General features: G+C 73.0%; 17 protein-coding genes. 10 read left to right on the top strand and 7 right to left on the bottom strand.

The features are described from left to right. Positions 1 to 28 precede the first annotated feature (28 nt). The 5 genes from ACRAKI_RS00530 to ACRAKI_RS00510 all read left to right on the top strand — a co-directional run bounded on the left by ACRAKI_RS00530 (position 29) and on the right by ACRAKI_RS00510 (position 7,439). Complete coding sequence (locus ACRAKI_RS00530) at positions 29 to 1,312, top strand: SWIM zinc finger family protein (protein ID WP_447005079.1); 1,284 nt, start codon at positions 29 to 31, stop codon at positions 1,310 to 1,312. Beyond that, positions 1,309 to 2,736: a DUF5691 domain-containing protein gene (locus ACRAKI_RS00525; RefSeq protein ID WP_447005078.1), complete on the top strand. Its 1,428-nt coding sequence runs from the start codon at positions 1,309 to 1,311 to the stop codon at positions 2,734 to 2,736. The genes ACRAKI_RS00530 and ACRAKI_RS00525 overlap by 4 nt, the downstream gene beginning before the upstream one ends. Then, positions 2,733 to 3,821, top strand: coding sequence for an ATP-binding protein (locus ACRAKI_RS00520; RefSeq protein ID WP_447005077.1), 1,089 nt, complete (start codon positions 2,733 to 2,735; stop codon positions 3,819 to 3,821). The genes ACRAKI_RS00525 and ACRAKI_RS00520 overlap by 4 nt, the downstream gene beginning before the upstream one ends. Further along, on the top strand, positions 3,821 to 6,067 hold the full coding sequence (locus tag ACRAKI_RS00515) for a DUF5682 family protein (RefSeq protein WP_447005076.1): 2,247 nt from the start codon (positions 3,821 to 3,823) through the stop codon (positions 6,065 to 6,067). The genes ACRAKI_RS00520 and ACRAKI_RS00515 overlap by 1 nt, the downstream gene beginning before the upstream one ends. 196 nt (positions 6,068 to 6,263) lie before the next feature. Further along, complete coding sequence (locus ACRAKI_RS00510) at positions 6,264 to 7,439, top strand: VWA domain-containing protein (RefSeq protein ID WP_447005075.1); 1,176 nt, start codon at positions 6,264 to 6,266, stop codon at positions 7,437 to 7,439. A gap of 8 nt (positions 7,440 to 7,447) precedes the next feature. Here ACRAKI_RS00510 and ACRAKI_RS00505 read toward each other — a convergent pair whose 3' ends face one another. Further along, positions 7,448 to 7,912, bottom strand: coding sequence for a hypothetical protein (locus ACRAKI_RS00505; RefSeq protein WP_447005074.1), 465 nt, complete (start codon positions 7,910 to 7,912; stop codon positions 7,448 to 7,450). A 61-nt stretch (positions 7,913 to 7,973) separates the two neighbouring features. Next, positions 7,974 to 8,447: a hypothetical protein gene (locus tag ACRAKI_RS00500; RefSeq protein WP_447005073.1), complete on the bottom strand. Its 474-nt coding sequence runs from the start codon at positions 8,445 to 8,447 to the stop codon at positions 7,974 to 7,976. A 233-nt stretch (positions 8,448 to 8,680) separates the two neighbouring features. On the opposite strand from ACRAKI_RS00500, the gene ACRAKI_RS00495 reads away from it, so the two are divergent. From ACRAKI_RS00495 to ACRAKI_RS00475, 5 genes are all read left to right on the top strand, one after another. Continuing rightward, positions 8,681 to 9,439: a DUF2470 domain-containing protein gene (locus ACRAKI_RS00495; protein WP_447005072.1), complete on the top strand. Its 759-nt coding sequence runs from the start codon at positions 8,681 to 8,683 to the stop codon at positions 9,437 to 9,439. 69 nt (positions 9,440 to 9,508) lie between these two features. Beyond that, positions 9,509 to 10,273, top strand: a complete 765-nt coding sequence (locus ACRAKI_RS00490) for a CPBP family intramembrane glutamic endopeptidase (RefSeq protein WP_447005071.1) — start codon at positions 9,509 to 9,511, stop codon at positions 10,271 to 10,273. A gap of 222 nt (positions 10,274 to 10,495) precedes the next feature. Further along, positions 10,496 to 11,152, top strand: a complete 657-nt coding sequence (locus ACRAKI_RS00485; RefSeq protein ID WP_447005070.1) for a GOLPH3/VPS74 family protein — start codon at positions 10,496 to 10,498, stop codon at positions 11,150 to 11,152. A 388-nt stretch (positions 11,153 to 11,540) separates the two neighbouring features. Next, complete coding sequence (locus tag ACRAKI_RS00480) at positions 11,541 to 12,788, top strand: arginine deiminase (protein ID WP_447005069.1); 1,248 nt, start codon at positions 11,541 to 11,543, stop codon at positions 12,786 to 12,788. Positions 12,789 to 12,925: 137 nt separating this feature from the next. Beyond that, the gene (locus ACRAKI_RS00475) at positions 12,926 to 13,489 is read left to right on the top strand and encodes a ferritin (RefSeq protein ID WP_447005068.1); all 564 of its coding nucleotides are present in this window, start codon (positions 12,926 to 12,928) and stop codon (positions 13,487 to 13,489) included. 55 nt (positions 13,490 to 13,544) lie between these two features. Here ACRAKI_RS00475 and ACRAKI_RS00470 read toward each other — a convergent pair whose 3' ends face one another. The 5 genes from ACRAKI_RS00470 to ACRAKI_RS00450 all read right to left on the bottom strand — a co-directional run bounded on the left by ACRAKI_RS00470 (position 13,545) and on the right by ACRAKI_RS00450 (position 16,669). Further along, a complete protein-coding gene (locus tag ACRAKI_RS00470) occupies positions 13,545 to 14,054 on the bottom strand; it encodes a hypothetical protein (protein WP_447005067.1) in 510 nt (169 codons plus the stop codon). Next, the gene (locus ACRAKI_RS00465) at positions 14,051 to 14,722 is read right to left on the bottom strand and encodes a hypothetical protein (protein WP_447005066.1); all 672 of its coding nucleotides are present in this window, start codon (positions 14,720 to 14,722) and stop codon (positions 14,051 to 14,053) included. Before ACRAKI_RS00465 ends, ACRAKI_RS00470 begins: the two co-directional genes overlap by 4 nt. Then, the gene (locus tag ACRAKI_RS00460; protein ID WP_447008614.1) at positions 14,719 to 15,162 is read right to left on the bottom strand and encodes a SigE family RNA polymerase sigma factor; all 444 of its coding nucleotides are present in this window, start codon (positions 15,160 to 15,162) and stop codon (positions 14,719 to 14,721) included. Before ACRAKI_RS00460 ends, ACRAKI_RS00465 begins: the two co-directional genes overlap by 4 nt. 163 nt (positions 15,163 to 15,325) lie before the next feature. Next, positions 15,326 to 15,649 (bottom strand): DUF952 domain-containing protein, encoded by a 324-nt coding sequence (locus ACRAKI_RS00455; RefSeq protein WP_447005065.1) that lies wholly within the window; start codon positions 15,647 to 15,649, stop codon positions 15,326 to 15,328. Between the two features lie 72 nt (positions 15,650 to 15,721). Next, positions 15,722 to 16,669, bottom strand: a complete 948-nt coding sequence (locus ACRAKI_RS00450) for a DUF5926 family protein (protein ID WP_447005064.1) — start codon at positions 16,667 to 16,669, stop codon at positions 15,722 to 15,724. Position 16,670: the final 1 nt, after the last annotated feature.

Below are 16,670 nucleotides of genomic sequence, written 5' to 3'. Positions count from 1 at the left end.
TCGGTGGGTGCCTCTAACGTCTGCCGGCATGGACGCACAAGCGCTTCTGGAGCAGGCCCCGGACGGCCAGGTGGCGAGCAGCGCCACCCGGCTGGCGGGGTCCTCCGGGTGGCACGGGACGGGTCGCAGCGACACGGCCCTGTGGGGCCTGTGCAAGGGCAGCGGCAAGAACCCGTACCAGGTGTGCGTCGACCTGGGTGACCGGGCGACGAGGTGCTCGTGCCCGTCGCGCAAGTTCCCGTGCAAGCACGCGCTGGCGCTGCAACTGCGCGACGTGCGCGAGCCGCTGCCCGCGTCGGAAACGCCCGACTGGGTGACCGAGTGGCTGACCCGCCGCAACCGCGCCGCCGCCCCCGCCGGTCCGGCCGCCTCCGACGAGTCGCCGGAGGCGGTCGAGCGGCGCGCCAAGGCCAAGGAGAGGACGGCCCTGGCCAGGGAGAGCGCGGTGCGGGCCGGGGTGGCGGGGCTGACCGACTGGCTGACCGACGTGGCGGGCGCCGGTCTCGCCGGGCTGCCCGCGCGGGACGCGGCGTGGTGGCGCTCGATCGAGGCGCGGATGGTCGACGCGCAGGCCAAGGGCTTGGCGTCGGCGGTGGACGAGGTGCGCGGCGTCGTCGTGGCGGGTGGGGCGCGGTGGGCGCACGACGCGGCCGACCGGCTGGGCGGATTGCACCTGCTGGCGCGGTTGGCCGAGTCGCCTTCGCCCGTGGTGCGTCGCCGGCTGGGCTTCTCCGTGGCCGAGGAGGAGGTCCGGGCGGCGGCGGGTTGGTCGGACCAGTGGGTGCCGCTGCTGAAGCTGGAGTCCGATGCCGGCTTGGTGCGGACCGTGCGGCAGTGGATCCGGGGGCGGTCCCACGGCTGGGTCGTGGCGGTGCGGCACGCCGGTGGTGGCGCCCGGCCGGTGCTGCCGTTGGCGCACGGGGTCCAGGTGCAGGGGGTGTTGCACCCGTATCCCGGCGTGCCGCCGCACCGGGTGGCGGTGGGCGAGCTGCTGGTCGAGCGGCAGCCGGAGCCGGTGCCCGCGCCGGAGTCGTGGCGTGCGGCGTTGGCGGGGTTGGAGGAGTTCTTGAAGGCCGATCCGTGGGCGCGGCTGCACCCCGTGGGCTGTGCGTCGGTGCGGGTCACGGAGGACACCGGGCACCTGGTCGACGCGACGGGCCGCGGGCTCCGGGTCCGGCCGGACCTGGCCCTGGACCAGGCGCTGGCGCTGACCGGAGGCGGTCCGTTCGACGCGTGGGGCCTGTGGAACGGCCATGAGCTGCGCCTGGGCGCCGTCGCCGCACCGGGCAGCGCGCCGGAGGTCGTCGGATGAGCCTGCACAGCGACTGGGACGAGGCCGTGCGGGCGGCCCTGGTGGGCGCGCACCGGGCGGGCACCACCCCGACCGCCCTGCTCGACCGCGTCGCCGCCCTGGGTGTGGCCGCCCACGGCGCGCAGCTCCCGCCGACCGTCGACACCCCGCTGCTGCCCGCCGCCCCCGCGTCCGATGACGAGCGGGCCAACCCGGCGGCCAGGTCCGTCCTGGTCCGGATCCTCGCGCTGGACGACCAGATCCTCCTCACTGAGTGGTGCGGCATGGCGAGGGCCGCGCGCGTGGTCGCCGACCACCGCGAACTGCCGGCCCTGCTGGGCCTGGGCACCGCGCACCCCGGCCTGCGCCCGGCCGTCACGGCCGTCCTCGGCGCGCGCGGGCGGTGGCTGGCGGCGATCCGGTCCGCCTGGTCCTGGGCGGCGACCGGCTCCGCCACCGACGAGGTGGACCTCGACCAGGCCCTCGACCTGCCCGGCAGGTCCCGCCTCGCCGCCCTGCGCCGCGCCCGCGACCACGACCGGGTGAAGACCCGCGAGTTCCTGGCCGCCCAGTTCGACGTCCAGCGCCGGGCCACCGACCGCCAGGCGCTGATCAGCGCCCTGGAAGCGAACCTCGGACCGGACGACGAACCGCTCCTCGAACGCGCCCTGGACGACCGCGCGATCGGCGTCCACGACGAAGCCCTCCGACTCCTGCGGACCCTCCCCACCTCGAACCTCGCCGACCGCGCCGCCGAACGCCTGCACCGCGGACTCTGGCTCACGGCGGACGGGTTCGACGTGCAGAGCGACGAGCTGTGGGCCGACGCCGCACCCGAACCGGAAGAGGCCCGCGACCTGCTGAAAGACGGTTCCGAGGCGGGAATCGCGGGGCGGATCCGGGGTGCGGCGGCGAGCGTCGCGCCGCAGCACTGGACCAACCGGCTCGACACCGACGACGAAGGCGCCGCCGCCGAGCTGGCGCGCGGTCCGTGGGCCGGCGCGTTGCTGCGCGGGGTGGCGCAGAACCTGAAGCTGGCCGACGACGCCCGGCCGTGGGCGGTGGCGGCGACGCGGTCGTTGACGGGCATGGAGCAGTTGGAGATGCTCGGCGGCCTGCCCGCCGACCTGGCCGCGCGCACGGTGGTCGAGGTGTCGCGGCAGTGGAACTACGACCTGCTCGACCACGCCTGCTCGCAGCTGCCCGGACCGTGGAGCGCGGACGCCACCGCCGACCTGCTCGACTGCTACGCCGGCATGCGCGACCCGAGGTGGCTCGCCGGTCGGCCGCCCGCCGTGCTGCTGGCCAGGGGTGACGCCGAGGTGCTCGGCGCGAACTGGGCCCGCATCACCGAGCGCTGGCCCGAGCACACCGCCGAACTCGACGTCCTGCGCCTGCGCATGCAGCTGCGCGCGGCGTTCAACCACCAGGAGGAGAGCCCGTGACCACCGAATCCGTGCTGCGGCCCGCCGCGGAACAGCAGTACGCCGCGGAACTCGCGGCCTTGGCGGCGGCGGACGACCGACCGCGTCCGCCGCGGTGGCGGATGTCGCCGCAGGCGGTGGTCACCTACGTGCTCGGCGGCAGGCTCCCGGACGGCACGGTGATCACGCCCAAGTACGTCGGCGACCGGCGGCTGGTCGAGGTGGCCGTCGGCACGCTCGTCACCGACCGGGCGTTGCTGCTGGTCGGGGTGCCGGGCACGGCGAAGTCGTGGCTGTCGGAGCACATCGCGGCGGCGGTGAGCGGCGATTCGATGCTGGTCGTGCAGGGCACCGCGGGCACGGGTGAGGACCAGGTCCGCTACGGCTGGAACTACGCCCGGTTGATCGCCGAGGGTCCGTCGGAGGCGGCGCTGGTGGCGAGCCCCGTGATGAAGGCGATGCGCACCGGCGCGGTCGCCCGCATCGAGGAGCTGACCCGGATGCCGGCCGAGGTGCAGGACTCGTTCATCACGATCCTGTCCGAGAAGACGCTGCCGGTGCCGGAGCTGGGCATCCAGGTGCAGGCCGTGCCGGGGTTCACCGTGATCGCCACCGCCAACGACCGCGACCGCGGCGTGAACCAGATGTCGTCGGCGCTGGCCCGCCGCTTCAACACGGTCGTCCTGCCGCCGCCCGCGACGGAGGACGCCGAGGTGGAGATCGTGCTGGCCCGCTCCGCGCAGCTCGGCCGCGCGTTGCAGCTGCCCGCCGAGCCGCCCGCGCTGGAGGAGGTGCGCCGGGTGGTGCGGATCTTCCGCGAGCTGCGCAACGGGTCCACCGCGGACGGGCGCACGCAGTTGAAGAAGCCGAGCGGCAGCCTGTCCACGGCCGAGGCGATCTCCGTGGTGACCAGCGGCATGGCGCTGGCGGGGCACTTCGGCGACGGCACGATCACGGCGGACGAGTTGGCGTCGGGCCTGCTCGGCGCGGTGGTCAAGGACCGGGTGTCGGACACGGCGGCGTGGCGGGAGTACCTCGAAGCGGTGGTCAAGGAGCGTTCCGAGTGGCGTGACCTGTACCGGGCGTGCCAGGACGCGGTGGGCTGATGGCGCGCGAACAGCCGTTGCCCGAGCGGGTCACGCTGCTCGGCATCCGGCACCACGGTCCCGGCTCGGCGCGCATGGTCGCGGCGGCGCTGGAGGCCGTGCGGCCGGAGGTGGTGCTGATCGAAGGACCGCCTGAGGGCGACGCGCTGCTGTCGCACGTGCCGGACCTGACGCCGCCGGTGGCGTTGCTGCTGCACGACGAGGCGGAGCCGGCGCGAGCCGCTTTCTGGCCTTTCGCGGAGTTCTCGCCGGAGTGGCGGGCGATGAAGTGGGCGCACGCGAACGGTGTGCCGGTGCGGTTCTTCGACTTGCCGGCCGCCGCGTCGCTGGGTGAGGAGCGGGGTTCCCCTGGCGACTCCTCCGGGTTGGACTCCCCTGGCGACTCCTCCGGGGATCCCCCCGGCGGTGGGCCGAAAGCGGCGCTCGACCCGTTGGGCACGTTGGCGGAGGCGGCCGGGTTCGACGACCCGGAGCGCTGGTGGGAGGACGTGGTCGAGCACCACACCGACCCGGAGGACCTGGCCGAGGCGGTCGCGGAGGCGATGGGGGCGTTGCGCGAGGAGTTCGCCGACCAGGTGGACGCGCGGACGTTGCGCCGTGAGGCGGCGATGCGGCAGAACGTGCGGCAGGCGTTGAAGGACGTGGACGGGCCGATCGCGGTCGTGGCCGGCGCCTGGCACGTGCCCGCGTTGCGCACCCTGCCGCCCGCGTCGGTCGATGCCGCCGCCCTGAAAGGCCTGCCGCGCAGGAAGGTTTCGGGCACGTGGGTGCCGTGGAGCCACGGGCGGTTGGCGTCGGCTTCCGGTTATGGCGCGGGCATCGACTCGCCGGGGTGGTACGCGCACTTGTGGGAGTGCGCCGAACGCGGCGACGCCGTGGCGCGCTGGTTCGCCAAGGCGTGCGCGGTGTTGCGGGCGGAGGACCTGCCGGCGTCCACGGCGAGCGCGGTGGAGGCGGTGCGGCTGGCGGATGCGTTGGCGGCGATGCGGGGGCGGCCGTCACCGGGGCTGTCGGAGGTGATGGAGGCGTCGCTGGCGGTGTTGTGCGGGGGTGACGCGACGCCGTTGCGGCTGGTGCACGACCAGTTGGTGGTCGGTGAGCGGCTGGGTGAGGTCGGGGACGACGTGCCCACGTCACCGTTGGCGGCGGACTTCGCGCGGCTGCGCAAGCGGCTGCGGCTGCCGGCCGGCGCGCTGGCCAGGCCGATCCGGCTCGACCTGCGCAAGGACACGGATCGGGAGCGGTCGAAGTTGTTGCGGCGGCTGGAGGTGCTGGACGTGCCGTGGGGCACGCCGGACACGACCCGAACGCTGGGCACGTTCGCCGAGGCGTGGCAGCTGCGCTGGAAGCCGGAGTTCGAGGTGGCGCTGGCGGTGGCCGCCCGGCACGGGACGACGGTCGAGGCCGCCGCGCGGACGGTGCTCGTGACGCGGGCGGGGGACGCGACGCGGGTGGTCGACGCGGCCGAGTCGCTGAGCCGGTCGGTCGGGTGCGAGATCCCGGAGGCGGTCGCGGCGGCGCGCCAGGCGCTCGACCGGTGCGCGGCGGCGGCGACCGACGCGCTGGAGTTGCTGGCCGCGCTGCCGGACCTGGCGACGACGGTGCGTTACGGGTCGGTGCGCGGCACGGACCCGGAGTTGCTGCGGGTGGCGCTGCACGGGTTGCTGGCACGCGGGGCGGTCGGGTTGCCGTTGGCGTGTCGGGGGGTGGACGAGGACACGGCGGAACGTGCGGTCAAGGCGGTGGAGGGCGCGGACGACGCGGTCCGGCTGGCGGCCGACGAGGAGCACCGGGACACGTGGCAGCGGGCGCTGACGTCGCTGGTCGCGATGCCGGACGCGCACGGCCTGCCGACGGGTCGGGCGACGCGGCTGCTGTGGGAGACGGGTGCGCTCGACTCCGAGGAGGTCGCCGCGCGCCTGCACCGGGCGGTCTCGCTGGCCGCCGGGGCGACGGCGTTCGTGGCCGGGTTCCTGCGCGGGTCGGCGTCGCTGCTCACGGCGGACGCGCGGCTGTTCGGCGTGGTCGACGAGTGGCTGGCCGGGTTGTCGGGGGCGGATTTCGCTGCGGCCCTGCCGTTGTTGCGGCGGGCGGTGGGCGACTTCAGCCCGGCGGAGCGGCGGATGCTCGGCGACCGGGTCAAGGGCACGGCGGCGGGTGGTGCGGCGGCTTCGAGCGAGTGGGACGAGGAGCTGGCGGCGCGGCTCGCGGGGCACGTGCGCGAGTTGTTGGCGACCGGTGCATGACCGTGCGGCCGGCAGGTGACCGTGCGCCCCGGTGATCGGTCGGGCGATGGGTGGCTGATGTGAGGGGTGTGGTTGGGCGGGGTTCCTCTTCGTTCTAACCGAGGGGCGGTAACGGTGTTTCCGTACATATTCTGACGATGATCACCCGAAGGTGTGAGTACGGGCCCTCGGCGGCCGGGAATGGGTGGGGTGGGGCATGACGCACGACATCGCGGCCGAGCGGCAGCGGCGGTGGAGGTTGTTGCTGGGCGGGGCGGCTGGTGATCTCGGCCCGTTGGGCTCGGACGATCAACGGCGGGATGCGGCGCTGACCGGGTTGTACGGCGGCGGCGAGGACGCGCCTTCGACCGACGGCAAGCGGAGTGCCGGTCTTGGCGGCTCGTCGCCCGTCCTGCACCGGTGGCTCGGTGACGTGCGCACGTACTTCCCCAGCTCCGTCGTCCAGGTCATGCAGCGGGACGCGGTGGAGCGGTTGGGGCTGCGCCAACTCCTGCTCGAACCGGAACTGCTGTCCAGCGTCGAACCGGACGTGAGCCTGGTCGGCACGCTCGTCTCGCTGTCCCGCGCCATCCCCGAACGCACCCGCGAGACCGCCCGCGCGGTCGTCCGGAAGGTGGTGGAGGACATCGAGCGCAAGCTCGCCGACCGCCTCCTCGCCGCCGTCCACGGCGCGATCGACCGGTCCCGCCGCACGAGCCGGCCGCGACTGTCCGATGTGGACTGGAACCGCACGATCCGGAAGAACCTGCGCCACTACCAGCCCGACCAGCGCACGGTCGTCGTGCAGGACCTCGTCGGCAACAGCCGGCGCAGCCGACAGGCCTCCCTGCGCGACGTGGTCCTGCTGGTCGACCAGTCCGGTTCGATGGCCGAATCCGTCGTGTACTCCGCGGTGCTGGGGGCGTCGCTGGCCTCGCTGAAGGCCGTCGACACGAAGCTCGTCGTGTTCGACACCGAGGTCGTCGACCTGACCGAGCAGCTGAAGGACCCGGTCGACCTGCTGTTCTCCACCCAGCTCGGCGGCGGCACGGACATCAACCGCGCGGTGGCGTACGGGCAGTCGCTGGTGCGCCGCCCCACCGACACCGTCATGGTCCTGATCAGCGACCTGTACGAGGGCGGTGTCGCGCAGGAGCTGCAACGACGCGTCCGCGAGCTGGTGCAGAGCGGCGTGACGGTCGTGGTCCTGCTGGCGTTGTCGGACAGCGGCACGCCCGCCTACGACCACGAGTTGGCGGCCCGCCTGTCGGACCTGGGCGCACCCGCGTTCGCCTGCACCCCGGACCGGTTCCCCGACCTGTTGGCGACCGCGTTGCGACGCGAGGACGTCGCCGCCTGGGCCGAGCAGAGCGGCATCCCGGTCGGCCGCTGAACGCCCGCCTACCGGATGACGACGCGGCCGAGGGTGAGGAACGGCGCGCCCCGGGTCAGCACCGCCGCCCGACCGCGCGGGTCAGGCCCGGCCATCCACACCTGTCCGCCGCGCCGGATGTTCTCGCGCACCCGTTCCGGCACCTCCCACAGCCGCAGGAAAGTGCGGTCGGAGCCGGCCGTCTCCAAGTACGTCTGCCGCCCGACCCGCGTCCGCCCCGGCACGAAGGCCACCGACACGGCGTGCCGGGGGTAGGTGTCGAGCAGCCGCCGCAGGCTGCGCCGTGAGGAGAAGTGCCGCAGCCCCGGCACGGCGAACTCGATGCACAACGGCGTGAGCACGAACACCCACGGCGACCCGATCCGCTCCGACACCGCCCACAGCACCAGGAGCCCGATCAACCCCAGCGCGATGAACCCGACCGCGCGGCGATCCGCGCTGGTCAGGCACCTGTTCACCCAAGCGTCGCCCACCACCGCTCCCAGCCGACCAGAAGTCCTACCCCTGGATAGCCGAATTATTGATCACGCAAACTCAGCTGCGGACGAGCTTCGCCGGGAACAGCTTGGGCACGCCCCGGAACGTCACCACCGTGTTCCCGGAACGGTCGGGCGACACGACCCACGCGCGCCGGTGCCGGCGGATCCGACCACGTGCCAGCGGTCCGGCGCTGACGTCGAGGACGACGGACCGGACGCCGTGCACGACGAGCAGCCCCCCGCGCCAGTGCACGCGCACGTAGACCCAGGCGTGGTCACCCATCACCTTCGTGTACGGCCGGCGCCGGGCGAGCCCGGCCCCGAGCACCAGCACGGAAAACAGCAGCAGCCCGAGCGGCAGGGGGGACGAGACCTCGAAGGCCAGGGTCAGGGCGAGCTGCAGCACGAACGCGAGCGCGCCGAGGACGACCCAGCCGAACGCCCGCCGACTGGCCACCTCCAAGCAGTACCGGGTCCACCGGTCATCGACAGCCGCACCTTCGGTGGACGGCTTGTTCGGCACGGCCACGAGCCACCTCCGCCAGGCGAACCCAGGTTACGACCGGCGCACGGCCCGCCGAATCGGCCAACCGGCCCGATCACCGACGCCCGGCCGGGCGACCCTGCTGGGCGTGTCGGTTGCGCACGCCCTAGCCTGCGTGAACCATTCGGACCTGCGGGATCGTGACCGGTTGGGCCGGTCGAAGGACTACCGCCACCGGACTCCAACGAGTTAGGCTGCCCTAAGTTGGGAGGTGAGCGGTGAACGAGACACGTCGACCGCCGGCACCGCATCCGGCGGAGCGGGCTCGCACCATCGCCGCCCGGGGTGGGCGCGCGGCCCTGCTGCCGTCCGACGGCGCGGAGAACCGGGTCACCCCGGTGCTGCACCACGTCCACCCGCACGGTGACGCGACGATCGTGCTGCCGGACGAGCACCCGCTGGTCGAGTCCGCCCGCGCGACGGAGCTGACCGCCATGCTGGAGCTCGCCGACCAGGCGCCCGTGCAGCTGCGCGAACCGGTGCGCGGCCTGCTCTGGATCACCGGCTGGCTGCGCACGCTCGCCCCGGCCGAGGCCCGCGAGGCCGGTCTCCAGGTCGCCGACGTGCGCCCGGACCCGCGTCTGCTCGACATCGGCCACGGCGCGTCGGTGCTCAGGTTGACGCCCGCCTCGCTGGTGGTGGCCGACGCCGAGGGGACCACGTCGCTGCGGCCGGAGCTGTTCGCGCAGGCCGAGCCGGACCCGTTCGCCGCGCTGGAGGACCACTGGCTGCGCCACCTGGAGCTGTCGCACCGCGATGTGGTGGGCCAGCTCGCGCAGCACCTGCCGGACAACCTGAAGGGCGGTCACGTCCGCCCGCTCGGGCTGGACCGCTTCGGCCTGCGGCTGCGGGTGGAGATGGCGGACGAGGACCACGACGTGCGCATCGCGTTCTCGCAGTCGGTGTCCACGGCGCAGGAGTTGGCGGGCGAACTGCGCCGGCTGATGGGCTGCCCGTTCCTGGCGCAACGCCGCTGAGCGCAACGGCGCTGGATCTGACCCCGCTGGACCCAACGGCGCTGACGACCGCGCGGTTACCGTGTGGGGGTGATCGACGACCTCGACGCCCGGTCCCGCCACGGCTACCGGCTGGAGCTGCTGCTCGTCTTCGCCGTGACGCTCGGGCTGTCGGGGCTGCGGAGCCTGGTGCGGCTGCTGGACAGCCTGCTCGACCCGAAGCCGCTGAACGAGCAGAAGGTCGCGATCAACGTCCCGCAGGCGCGGTTCGACCTGCTCGACCTGATCGCGCAGCTGCTGAGCGTCGTGCAGCTCGCGGCGTGGGGCGGGCTCGGCCTGTACCTGCTGTGGCACGGCGGGATCAAGCTCAAGGCGCTGGGGCTGGACCGCACCCGGATCGGCCCGGACGCGCTGGGCAGCCTCGGCCTGGCGGCGTTGATCGGCATCCCGGGGCTGATCTTCTACCTGGTCGCGTGGAACCTGGGCCTGAACCTGGCCGTGCAGCCGTCCACTTTGGACGAGTCGTGGTGGCGCAGCGTCGTCCTCGTCCTGGCCGCGATCGGCAACGCGTGGGCGGAGGAGGTGCTGGTCGTCGGGTACTTGCTCACCCGGCTCAAGCAGCTGGGCTGGCGGGACGACACCGCGTTGCTGGCCAGTGCGGTGCTGCGCGGGTCGTACCACCTGTACCAGGGGTTCGGCGGGTTCGTCGGCAACGTGGTGATGGGTCTGGTGTTCGGCAAGGTGTGGCAGCGCACGAACCGGCTGTGGGTGCTGATCGTCGCGCACGCGCTGCTCGACGTGGTGGCGTTCGTCGGCTACACGGCGTTGCGCGGTCACGTGTCGTGGCTGCCGTGAGTCCACCGACCAGGGTCTCCGCCCACCCCTGGGGCGCATCCGAGCGCCGGCCGTCGCGGTCATCGCAACCTTCGTCGTAGCAACACCTCCCGACGCCGCCACCGACCGCGTCAAGATCATCATGCCAGGCGCGGGGCGGACGGCGCCCCGCCGGGGACCGCACCCGGTGACCCGCCGCGTCGTCCGGGTGTCCGGTCGATCGGCTGAACCTAGGGTGGGGTCATGGACGACCTCACCTTGGCGGACGAACTGGCGTTGCTCGCGTACGCCGACGACGGCTCGCGGAAGCTGGGCCAGCCGGCGTTCGGCTACGGCCTCGCCGGTGCGCTGCTGGTCGAGCTGGCGTTGGCGGAGCGGGTCGACGTGGTGGACAAGAAGGTCGTCGTCCTGAACCCCACCCCGGTCGGACGGCCGCTGCTGGACCAGGCGTTGGCCAGGATCGCGGACGACAAGCCGCGCAAGCCCGCGCACTGGATCGACAAGCTGAGCAAGAAGCTGACCGACCAGGTGCTCGACGGGCTGGTGGCCGGTGGCGTGCTGCGCCGCGAGGAGGACCGGGTGCTCCTGGTGTTCCCGCGCACCCGGTTCCCCGCGCCGGACGGCGTGCAGCCGGCGGCGGAGACCGATGCCAGGGCGCGGATGACGTCGGCGGTCACCGGCGACGGGCTGGTGGACCCGCGGACGGCCGCGTTGTGCGCGCTGGTGAAGGCCGTCGGCTACGACCGCAAGGTGTTCGCCGACCTGCCGCGCGCCGAGGTGCGGAAGCGGTTGAAGGTGATCTCCGAGGGCGACTGGGCGGCGACGGCGGTGCGGAAGGCGATCGAGGAGGTCCAGTCCGCGATCACGGTCGCCGTCATCGTGCCTGCGGCAACGAGCTGACCGGCGGGAAGTGAAGCCTCGCGGTGGGGCCGGCCCACCAGGGGGAAGCGGGCGGCGGTTCGGGCGGCGGCGGTGACGTCGGGGTCCTCCAGCACGGCGGCGAGCTGCCCTGACCAGCTCCTGGAGCAGCTGGTTCGTCGCCGCGCCGACTTGGTCGGGTGCGTCGACGACCAAGCGGAAGTCCGCCACTGAGACCGCCTGTGGAACACGGTCATCCCGCAACCGGGCAGACGGGCCCCGTGGTCCACCCGACGACGCAACGTTTCGAAAGCCCGCTACGTCGATTGCGCAACGAATCGTCATTCCAAGGCGGTCATACGATCGAGTCTCGCCGGAATGGGCCACACTGAGCTGCTGTTCGGACCGACCAGGGGTTACCCTCGGTGCTGTGACTGCGCACATCGCCCAGACCGCGTCCACCGACGGCGCACCGGCACCGGCGCCCCGGGTCGACAGCGAAGTCGGCCCCCTCCGCACGGTGCTGCTGCACCGGCCCGGCGCCGAGCTCAAGCGGCTCACCCCGCGCAACAACGACCAGCTGCTGTTCGACGGCGTGCCGTGGGTCGACCGCGCACAGGAGGAGCACGACGCGTTCGCCGAGCTGCTGCGCGGGCGCGGCGTGGAGGTGCTGCTGCTGTCGGACCTGCTGGTCGACGCGCTGCACGACGACCGGGCCCGGATCGCGGGCATCCACAGCGCGGTCAACGAGCGGCGGCTGGGCATCGACCTGGCCGACGCGTTGCGCTCGCACCTCGCGTCGATCAGCCCGGACCAGCTGGCCACCGCGCTGATGACCGGCATGACGTTCGAGGAGCTGCCCGCCGCCGAGGGCGCGTCGCTGGTGCGCAAGATGCACCACCCGATCGACTTCGCCGTCGACCCGCTGCCGAACCTGCTGTTCACCCGCGACTCGTCGGTGTGGGTCGGCGACCGGGTCGCGATCACGTCCTTGGCGCTGCCCGCGCGCGACCGGGAGACCGCGCTGACCGACCTGATCTACGCCTACCACCCCCGGTTCCGCGAGACGGGCCGCGCGTACGGGGCGCACTCCGCGCCGGTCGAGGGCGGTGACGTGCTGCTGCTGGCGCCGGGCGTGTTGGCGATCGGCGTCGGCGAGCGGACCACGCCGGCGGGCGCCGAGTCGTTCGCCCGGTCCGCGCTGGCCGACGGCCTCGCGCACACCGTGCTGGCGGTGCCGATCACGCAGGAGCGGGCGACCATGCACCTGGACACGGTGTGCACGATGGTCGACCGGGACGCCGTGGTGATGTACCCGGCGGTGCGGGAGCACCTGTTCGCCTACCCGGTCCGGTCGGACGGCGCGGGCGGTGTCGCGGTCGAGGACCGGCGGCCGTTCCTGGAGGCGGCGGCCGACGCGATGGGCATCGAGAAGCTGCGCGTGATCGACACGGGGCTGGACCCGGTGACCGCGGAACGCGAGCAGTGGGACGACGGCAACAACACGCTGGCCGTCGGGCCCGGCCTGGTGGTGGCCTACGAGCGGAACGTGGAGACGAACGCGCGCCTCGAAGACGCGGGCGTCGAGGTCATCCGGATCAGCGGTTCCGAGCTGGGGTCGGGCCGGGGCGGGCCGCGCTGCATGTCGTGCCCGATCGACCGCGCCGCTCTGGTGTGAGTCCGCGCGAACTCGGGTGAACTCGGGTTAATCACATCGGGAAAGGGTTGCCTAAGCTTTCTTCGGCAACCCTTTCCTTACTCTCCATAGCCTTACCTGCAATGCATTAAATCGCACGTTCGGTTATTCTCGAAGGCATGGCGGTCAACCTGAAGAAGATTTCACCCGCACGTGCGACGAAGTTCCACGACCTGCTCCAGCAGCAGGTCCGCAACGAGTTCACGGCTTCGCACCAGTACGTGGCCGTCGCGGTCTGGTACGACGCCAACGACCTGCCCCGGCTGGCTTCGCACTTCTACCAGCAGGCGCTGGAAGAGCGCAACCACGCGATGATGATCGTGCGGTACCTGATGGACAACGGGCTTCCGGTGACCATTCCCGGCGTGGCCGACGTGCGCAACGACTTCGCCGGCCCGCGTGATCCGGTCGCGCTCGCGCTGGAGCAGGAGAAGACGGTCACCGAGCAGATCGTCACGCTCGCCAAGGCCGCCCGCGACGAGGGCGACTACCTCGGCGAGCAGTTCCTCCAGTGGTTCCTCAAGGAACAGGTCGAGGAGGTCGCGTCGATGACCACGCTGCTGACCGTGGTCGACCGCGCCGACGGCAACTGGTTCCACGTGGAGAACTTCCTCGTCCGCGAGAACGTCGGCGAGGAGGGCACGGACCCGACCGCGCCCAGGGTCGCCGGCGGGGCTCTCTGAAACACGAACTCGGAAGCGCCCGTCACCGCACTGGTGACGGGCGTTTCGCCTGTGCTCAGCTCAGGCATCTCCGATCGGGCCGGCTCAACTCGATACCGGTGACCGTGTCGCCCGCGTTCATGAAGTAGAACCGGTACCGTGCACTGGCGTCCAACGGCTGGTTGAAGCCGTGCGGGTCCTGCTCCGCCTCGGGGTAGAGCCGGTGCATGCGCGCCCGCGAGTCGCCGATGCGCAGACCGTCCGGGGTTCGGACGCCCGCCTCGATCCGCAGCTCCACCGCGACACCATCCATGATGCCCACCCAGCCGCGCACGGCGTTCAACGTGTGGGCGACGCACGAGAACTCCGGCTCGTTCGCCTCACCGCCGATCTCGCCCGTGGCCTGGAGTTCGGCGGGTGTCATGCCCAGCCGCACCTTCCCGATCCCGCCGGCGTCGAGCACCGGGGTGTCGTCCACCTCGACCGTCTCGCTGACGGTGATCGTGACCGGCGGCAGGGTCGGAGGCTCGGCCACGTCGCACGACGTCAGCAGGAGCAGGAGCAACGCCCCGACGACGGATCTCACTCGTCCCCCAGGTCGCAGTCGTGGCCGATCGACTCCATCCGCACGGACGTCACCCTGCCGGCGGCGTCCAACCGGAGCACGTACTGCCAGGCGGGCGTGCCGGGCATCGGGACGGTCAGCAGGTCGCCCCGCCGCCACACCGCCGTCGGATAGCGGGTCAGCACCTCGGCCGTGGACGACCCCGCCCCCACCCCGGACGGCGTCACGCCCAGCGCCGGCAGCGTGATCCGCACGACGCCGTGGCGCGGGGACACCACGACGGCCTCACCCGCGACGACCCCCGTCGAGTAGTAGTCGCACGTCTCCATCCGCACGGGGTAGAGCACGGTGTTCGCGTCCCGCAGGTCCTGGCGGGTCATGCCGAGCGCCATGCCGCCGTAGCCACCGGGTTCCGCCGGCTTCGACGCTGCCACCGACACGGTCACCGTCTCCACCACCGTGGACCGCGAGGGAGCCGCCGGTTCGCTGACCAGCCGCCCGATCCCGCTGACCGCCGCACCGCCCGCGACCAGCACCGTCAGCGAGAACGCCGCCGCCACCGCCGTCCGCGTCCGCCGCCGACGACGCGCCCCGGCCACGATCGCCTCGGCGGTGTCCGGCGGGGCGGGCAGGTCGAGGCGATCATCGGCGAACAGCTCGCGCAACCGGTCGTCCAGTTCCACCGTCACCCCTCCTCCAGCCTCTTGCGCAGCGTGGCCATCGCCCGGCTGTTCTGGCTCTTGACGGTGCCCGGTGAGATGCCGAGGGTGTCCGCGATCTCCAGCTCCGACAGGCCCTCGTAGAACCGCAGCACCACCACCGCGCGCTGCCGGGGCGGGAGGGCGCGGAGGGCCTGCCACAGCGGCTCGTGCTCCAGCCGGTCGACCCCCGACTCGCCGACCGCGTCCGGGAAGTCGGCCACCAGCCGCTCCCGGCGATGCCGCCGCCACCGGCTGATGTGCGCGTTCGCCATCGACCGGCGCGCGTACGCGAGCGGCTCGATGCCTTTGCGCACCAGCGCCGCCCACCGCGCGCCCAGCTTCTCCAGCACGGTCTGGACCAGGTCGGCGGCATCGTGCGGGTTGCCGGTCAACGCGTGGCCGTACCGCAGCAGGGCGGGCAGCGACATCCGGACGAACTCCCCGAAATCCGCCCGGACGTCCGCGTCCACCCACTCGACCGGCAGGACCGCCGTCACCTCAGTTGCCCCCTTCCGGCGACCTCCCGACCACCGTCGGGACGTTCACGCGCGAAGGGGGCTTCCGGTTGTCACCCGAAGGTCACAGATCAGGTCACAGGACGGGCAGCGGGCGGAACGCGCCGTCCGCGTCCGGCGTGAACTCGTGCACGGCCACCACCGCGTCGGCCGGGATCGGCCCGTAGACGTGCGGGAACCACGGGCCGTCCTCGGTCTCCCCCGGCTCCCACAGCACCGGCAGGCCCTCCGGGTCCACCACCAGCAGCACGAGGTCGTGCCGGCCGGGGTAGAGCCGGTTCGCGGGCAGGTGCACGGTGCCGGGGTCCGAGCAGTGCACGAACCCGTCCGGGTCGAGCGGGATCGCGCCGTCCCCGCGGGCACGCGTCCAGTCGGCCTTCAGGCTGATCCGCAGGATCACGCCGCCTCCTAGTTGTCCACAGGAGCCTGTGGACAAAGCTGGGGATACCTGTGGACAGGTCCGCGCGGGGTGTCAGCGCAGAGTGATCTGCCGCCCGCGCAGGCCGTCCCGCGAACGCCGTTCCGGCTCGGTCAGCGGGTCGGTCCCAAGGCTGGTCAGAGCGTCCAGCAAACGCTTGCCCAACGCCTCCGCGCCCGGTGCCCACTCGCTGGAGTGCAGCTCCCGGTCCAGGTCCCACACCGGCACGAGCAGGCCGTGCGCGCGGAACGAGCCCGCGTACCGGGAACCCTCGCCGAGGTCCAGCTCACCGCGCACGGACAGCCGCGCGAGGGCCGCGAGCAACGTCTCCTCCGGCTCGGGGCGGACCCAGCGCAGGTGCGCCTTGTCGCCCGCGTCGACCCAGTAGGCCGCTTCGACACCGGGCGCTTCGAGGCGTTCGGTGGGCAGGATGGCGGCGTTGGCGCGTTCCAGGGACAGGGCGACGTCGCCGGTGGGCTCGTTGTCCGGCGGCAGCCACCACGCGAAGTCGGGGTGCAGCTCGGGGCTCAACCCGGCCTCGGGGTCGAGCAGGTCCTGGAGGCGGCCGGGGTTCGTGCCGTCGTCCGGGCCGACGACCGCGAGCGCGTCACCGGTCCCGGCGGTCAGCGCCCACTGCACGGCGCGGGCCAGGTCGCGGCTCAGGTCGCCGGACCGGGTCTGCACCTGGAGGCCGACGAACGCGGTGCCGTCCGCGCGGACCAGGCCGGCCGCCGCCATCGGCAGCACGGTGGCCAGCACGACCTCGCGCGCCGCGCCTTCCTTGAGCGGCAGCTTGACCGTGGCCGAGGGCACGAACTCGCGCAGCGCGATCAGCTCGGCCTCGGCGGCCAAGCCCTCGAACGGGCGCGAGACGATGACGTCGGTGCCGCCACCGGCACCGCCGTGGCACGCCTTGTAGCGCTTGCCGGAGCCGCACGGGCACGGCTGCCGCGGGTTGACGCCGTCCGCCGGCTTGTTCTTCACGGCTGTCCGCTTCGCCACC

This window comes from Saccharothrix isguenensis, assembly GCF_052936305.1.
The sequence above is the reverse complement of the archived record's forward strand: the minus strand, read 5'-3'. Positions and strand labels throughout refer to the sequence as shown.

Bases quoted from the DNA above. Each gene is read 5' to 3' on its own strand.
- ACRAKI_RS00515 (WP_447005076.1), top strand. From the start codon at position 3,821: ATGGCGCGCGAACAGCCGTTGCCCGAGCGGGTCACGCTGCTCGGCATC.
- ACRAKI_RS00530 (WP_447005079.1), top strand. From the start codon at position 29: ATGGACGCACAAGCGCTTCTGGAGCAGGCCCCGGACGGCCAGGTGGCG.
- ACRAKI_RS00460 (WP_447008614.1), bottom strand. From the start codon at position 15,162: ATGTCGCTGCCCGCCCTGCTGCGGTACGGCCACGCGTTGACCGGCAAC.
- ACRAKI_RS00485 (WP_447005070.1), top strand. From the start codon at position 10,496: ATGGACGACCTCACCTTGGCGGACGAACTGGCGTTGCTCGCGTACGCC.
- ACRAKI_RS00475 (WP_447005068.1), top strand. From the start codon at position 12,926: ATGGCGGTCAACCTGAAGAAGATTTCACCCGCACGTGCGACGAAGTTC.
- ACRAKI_RS00525 (WP_447005078.1), top strand. From the start codon at position 1,309: ATGAGCCTGCACAGCGACTGGGACGAGGCCGTGCGGGCGGCCCTGGTG.
- ACRAKI_RS00510 (WP_447005075.1), top strand. From the start codon at position 6,264: ATGACGCACGACATCGCGGCCGAGCGGCAGCGGCGGTGGAGGTTGTTG.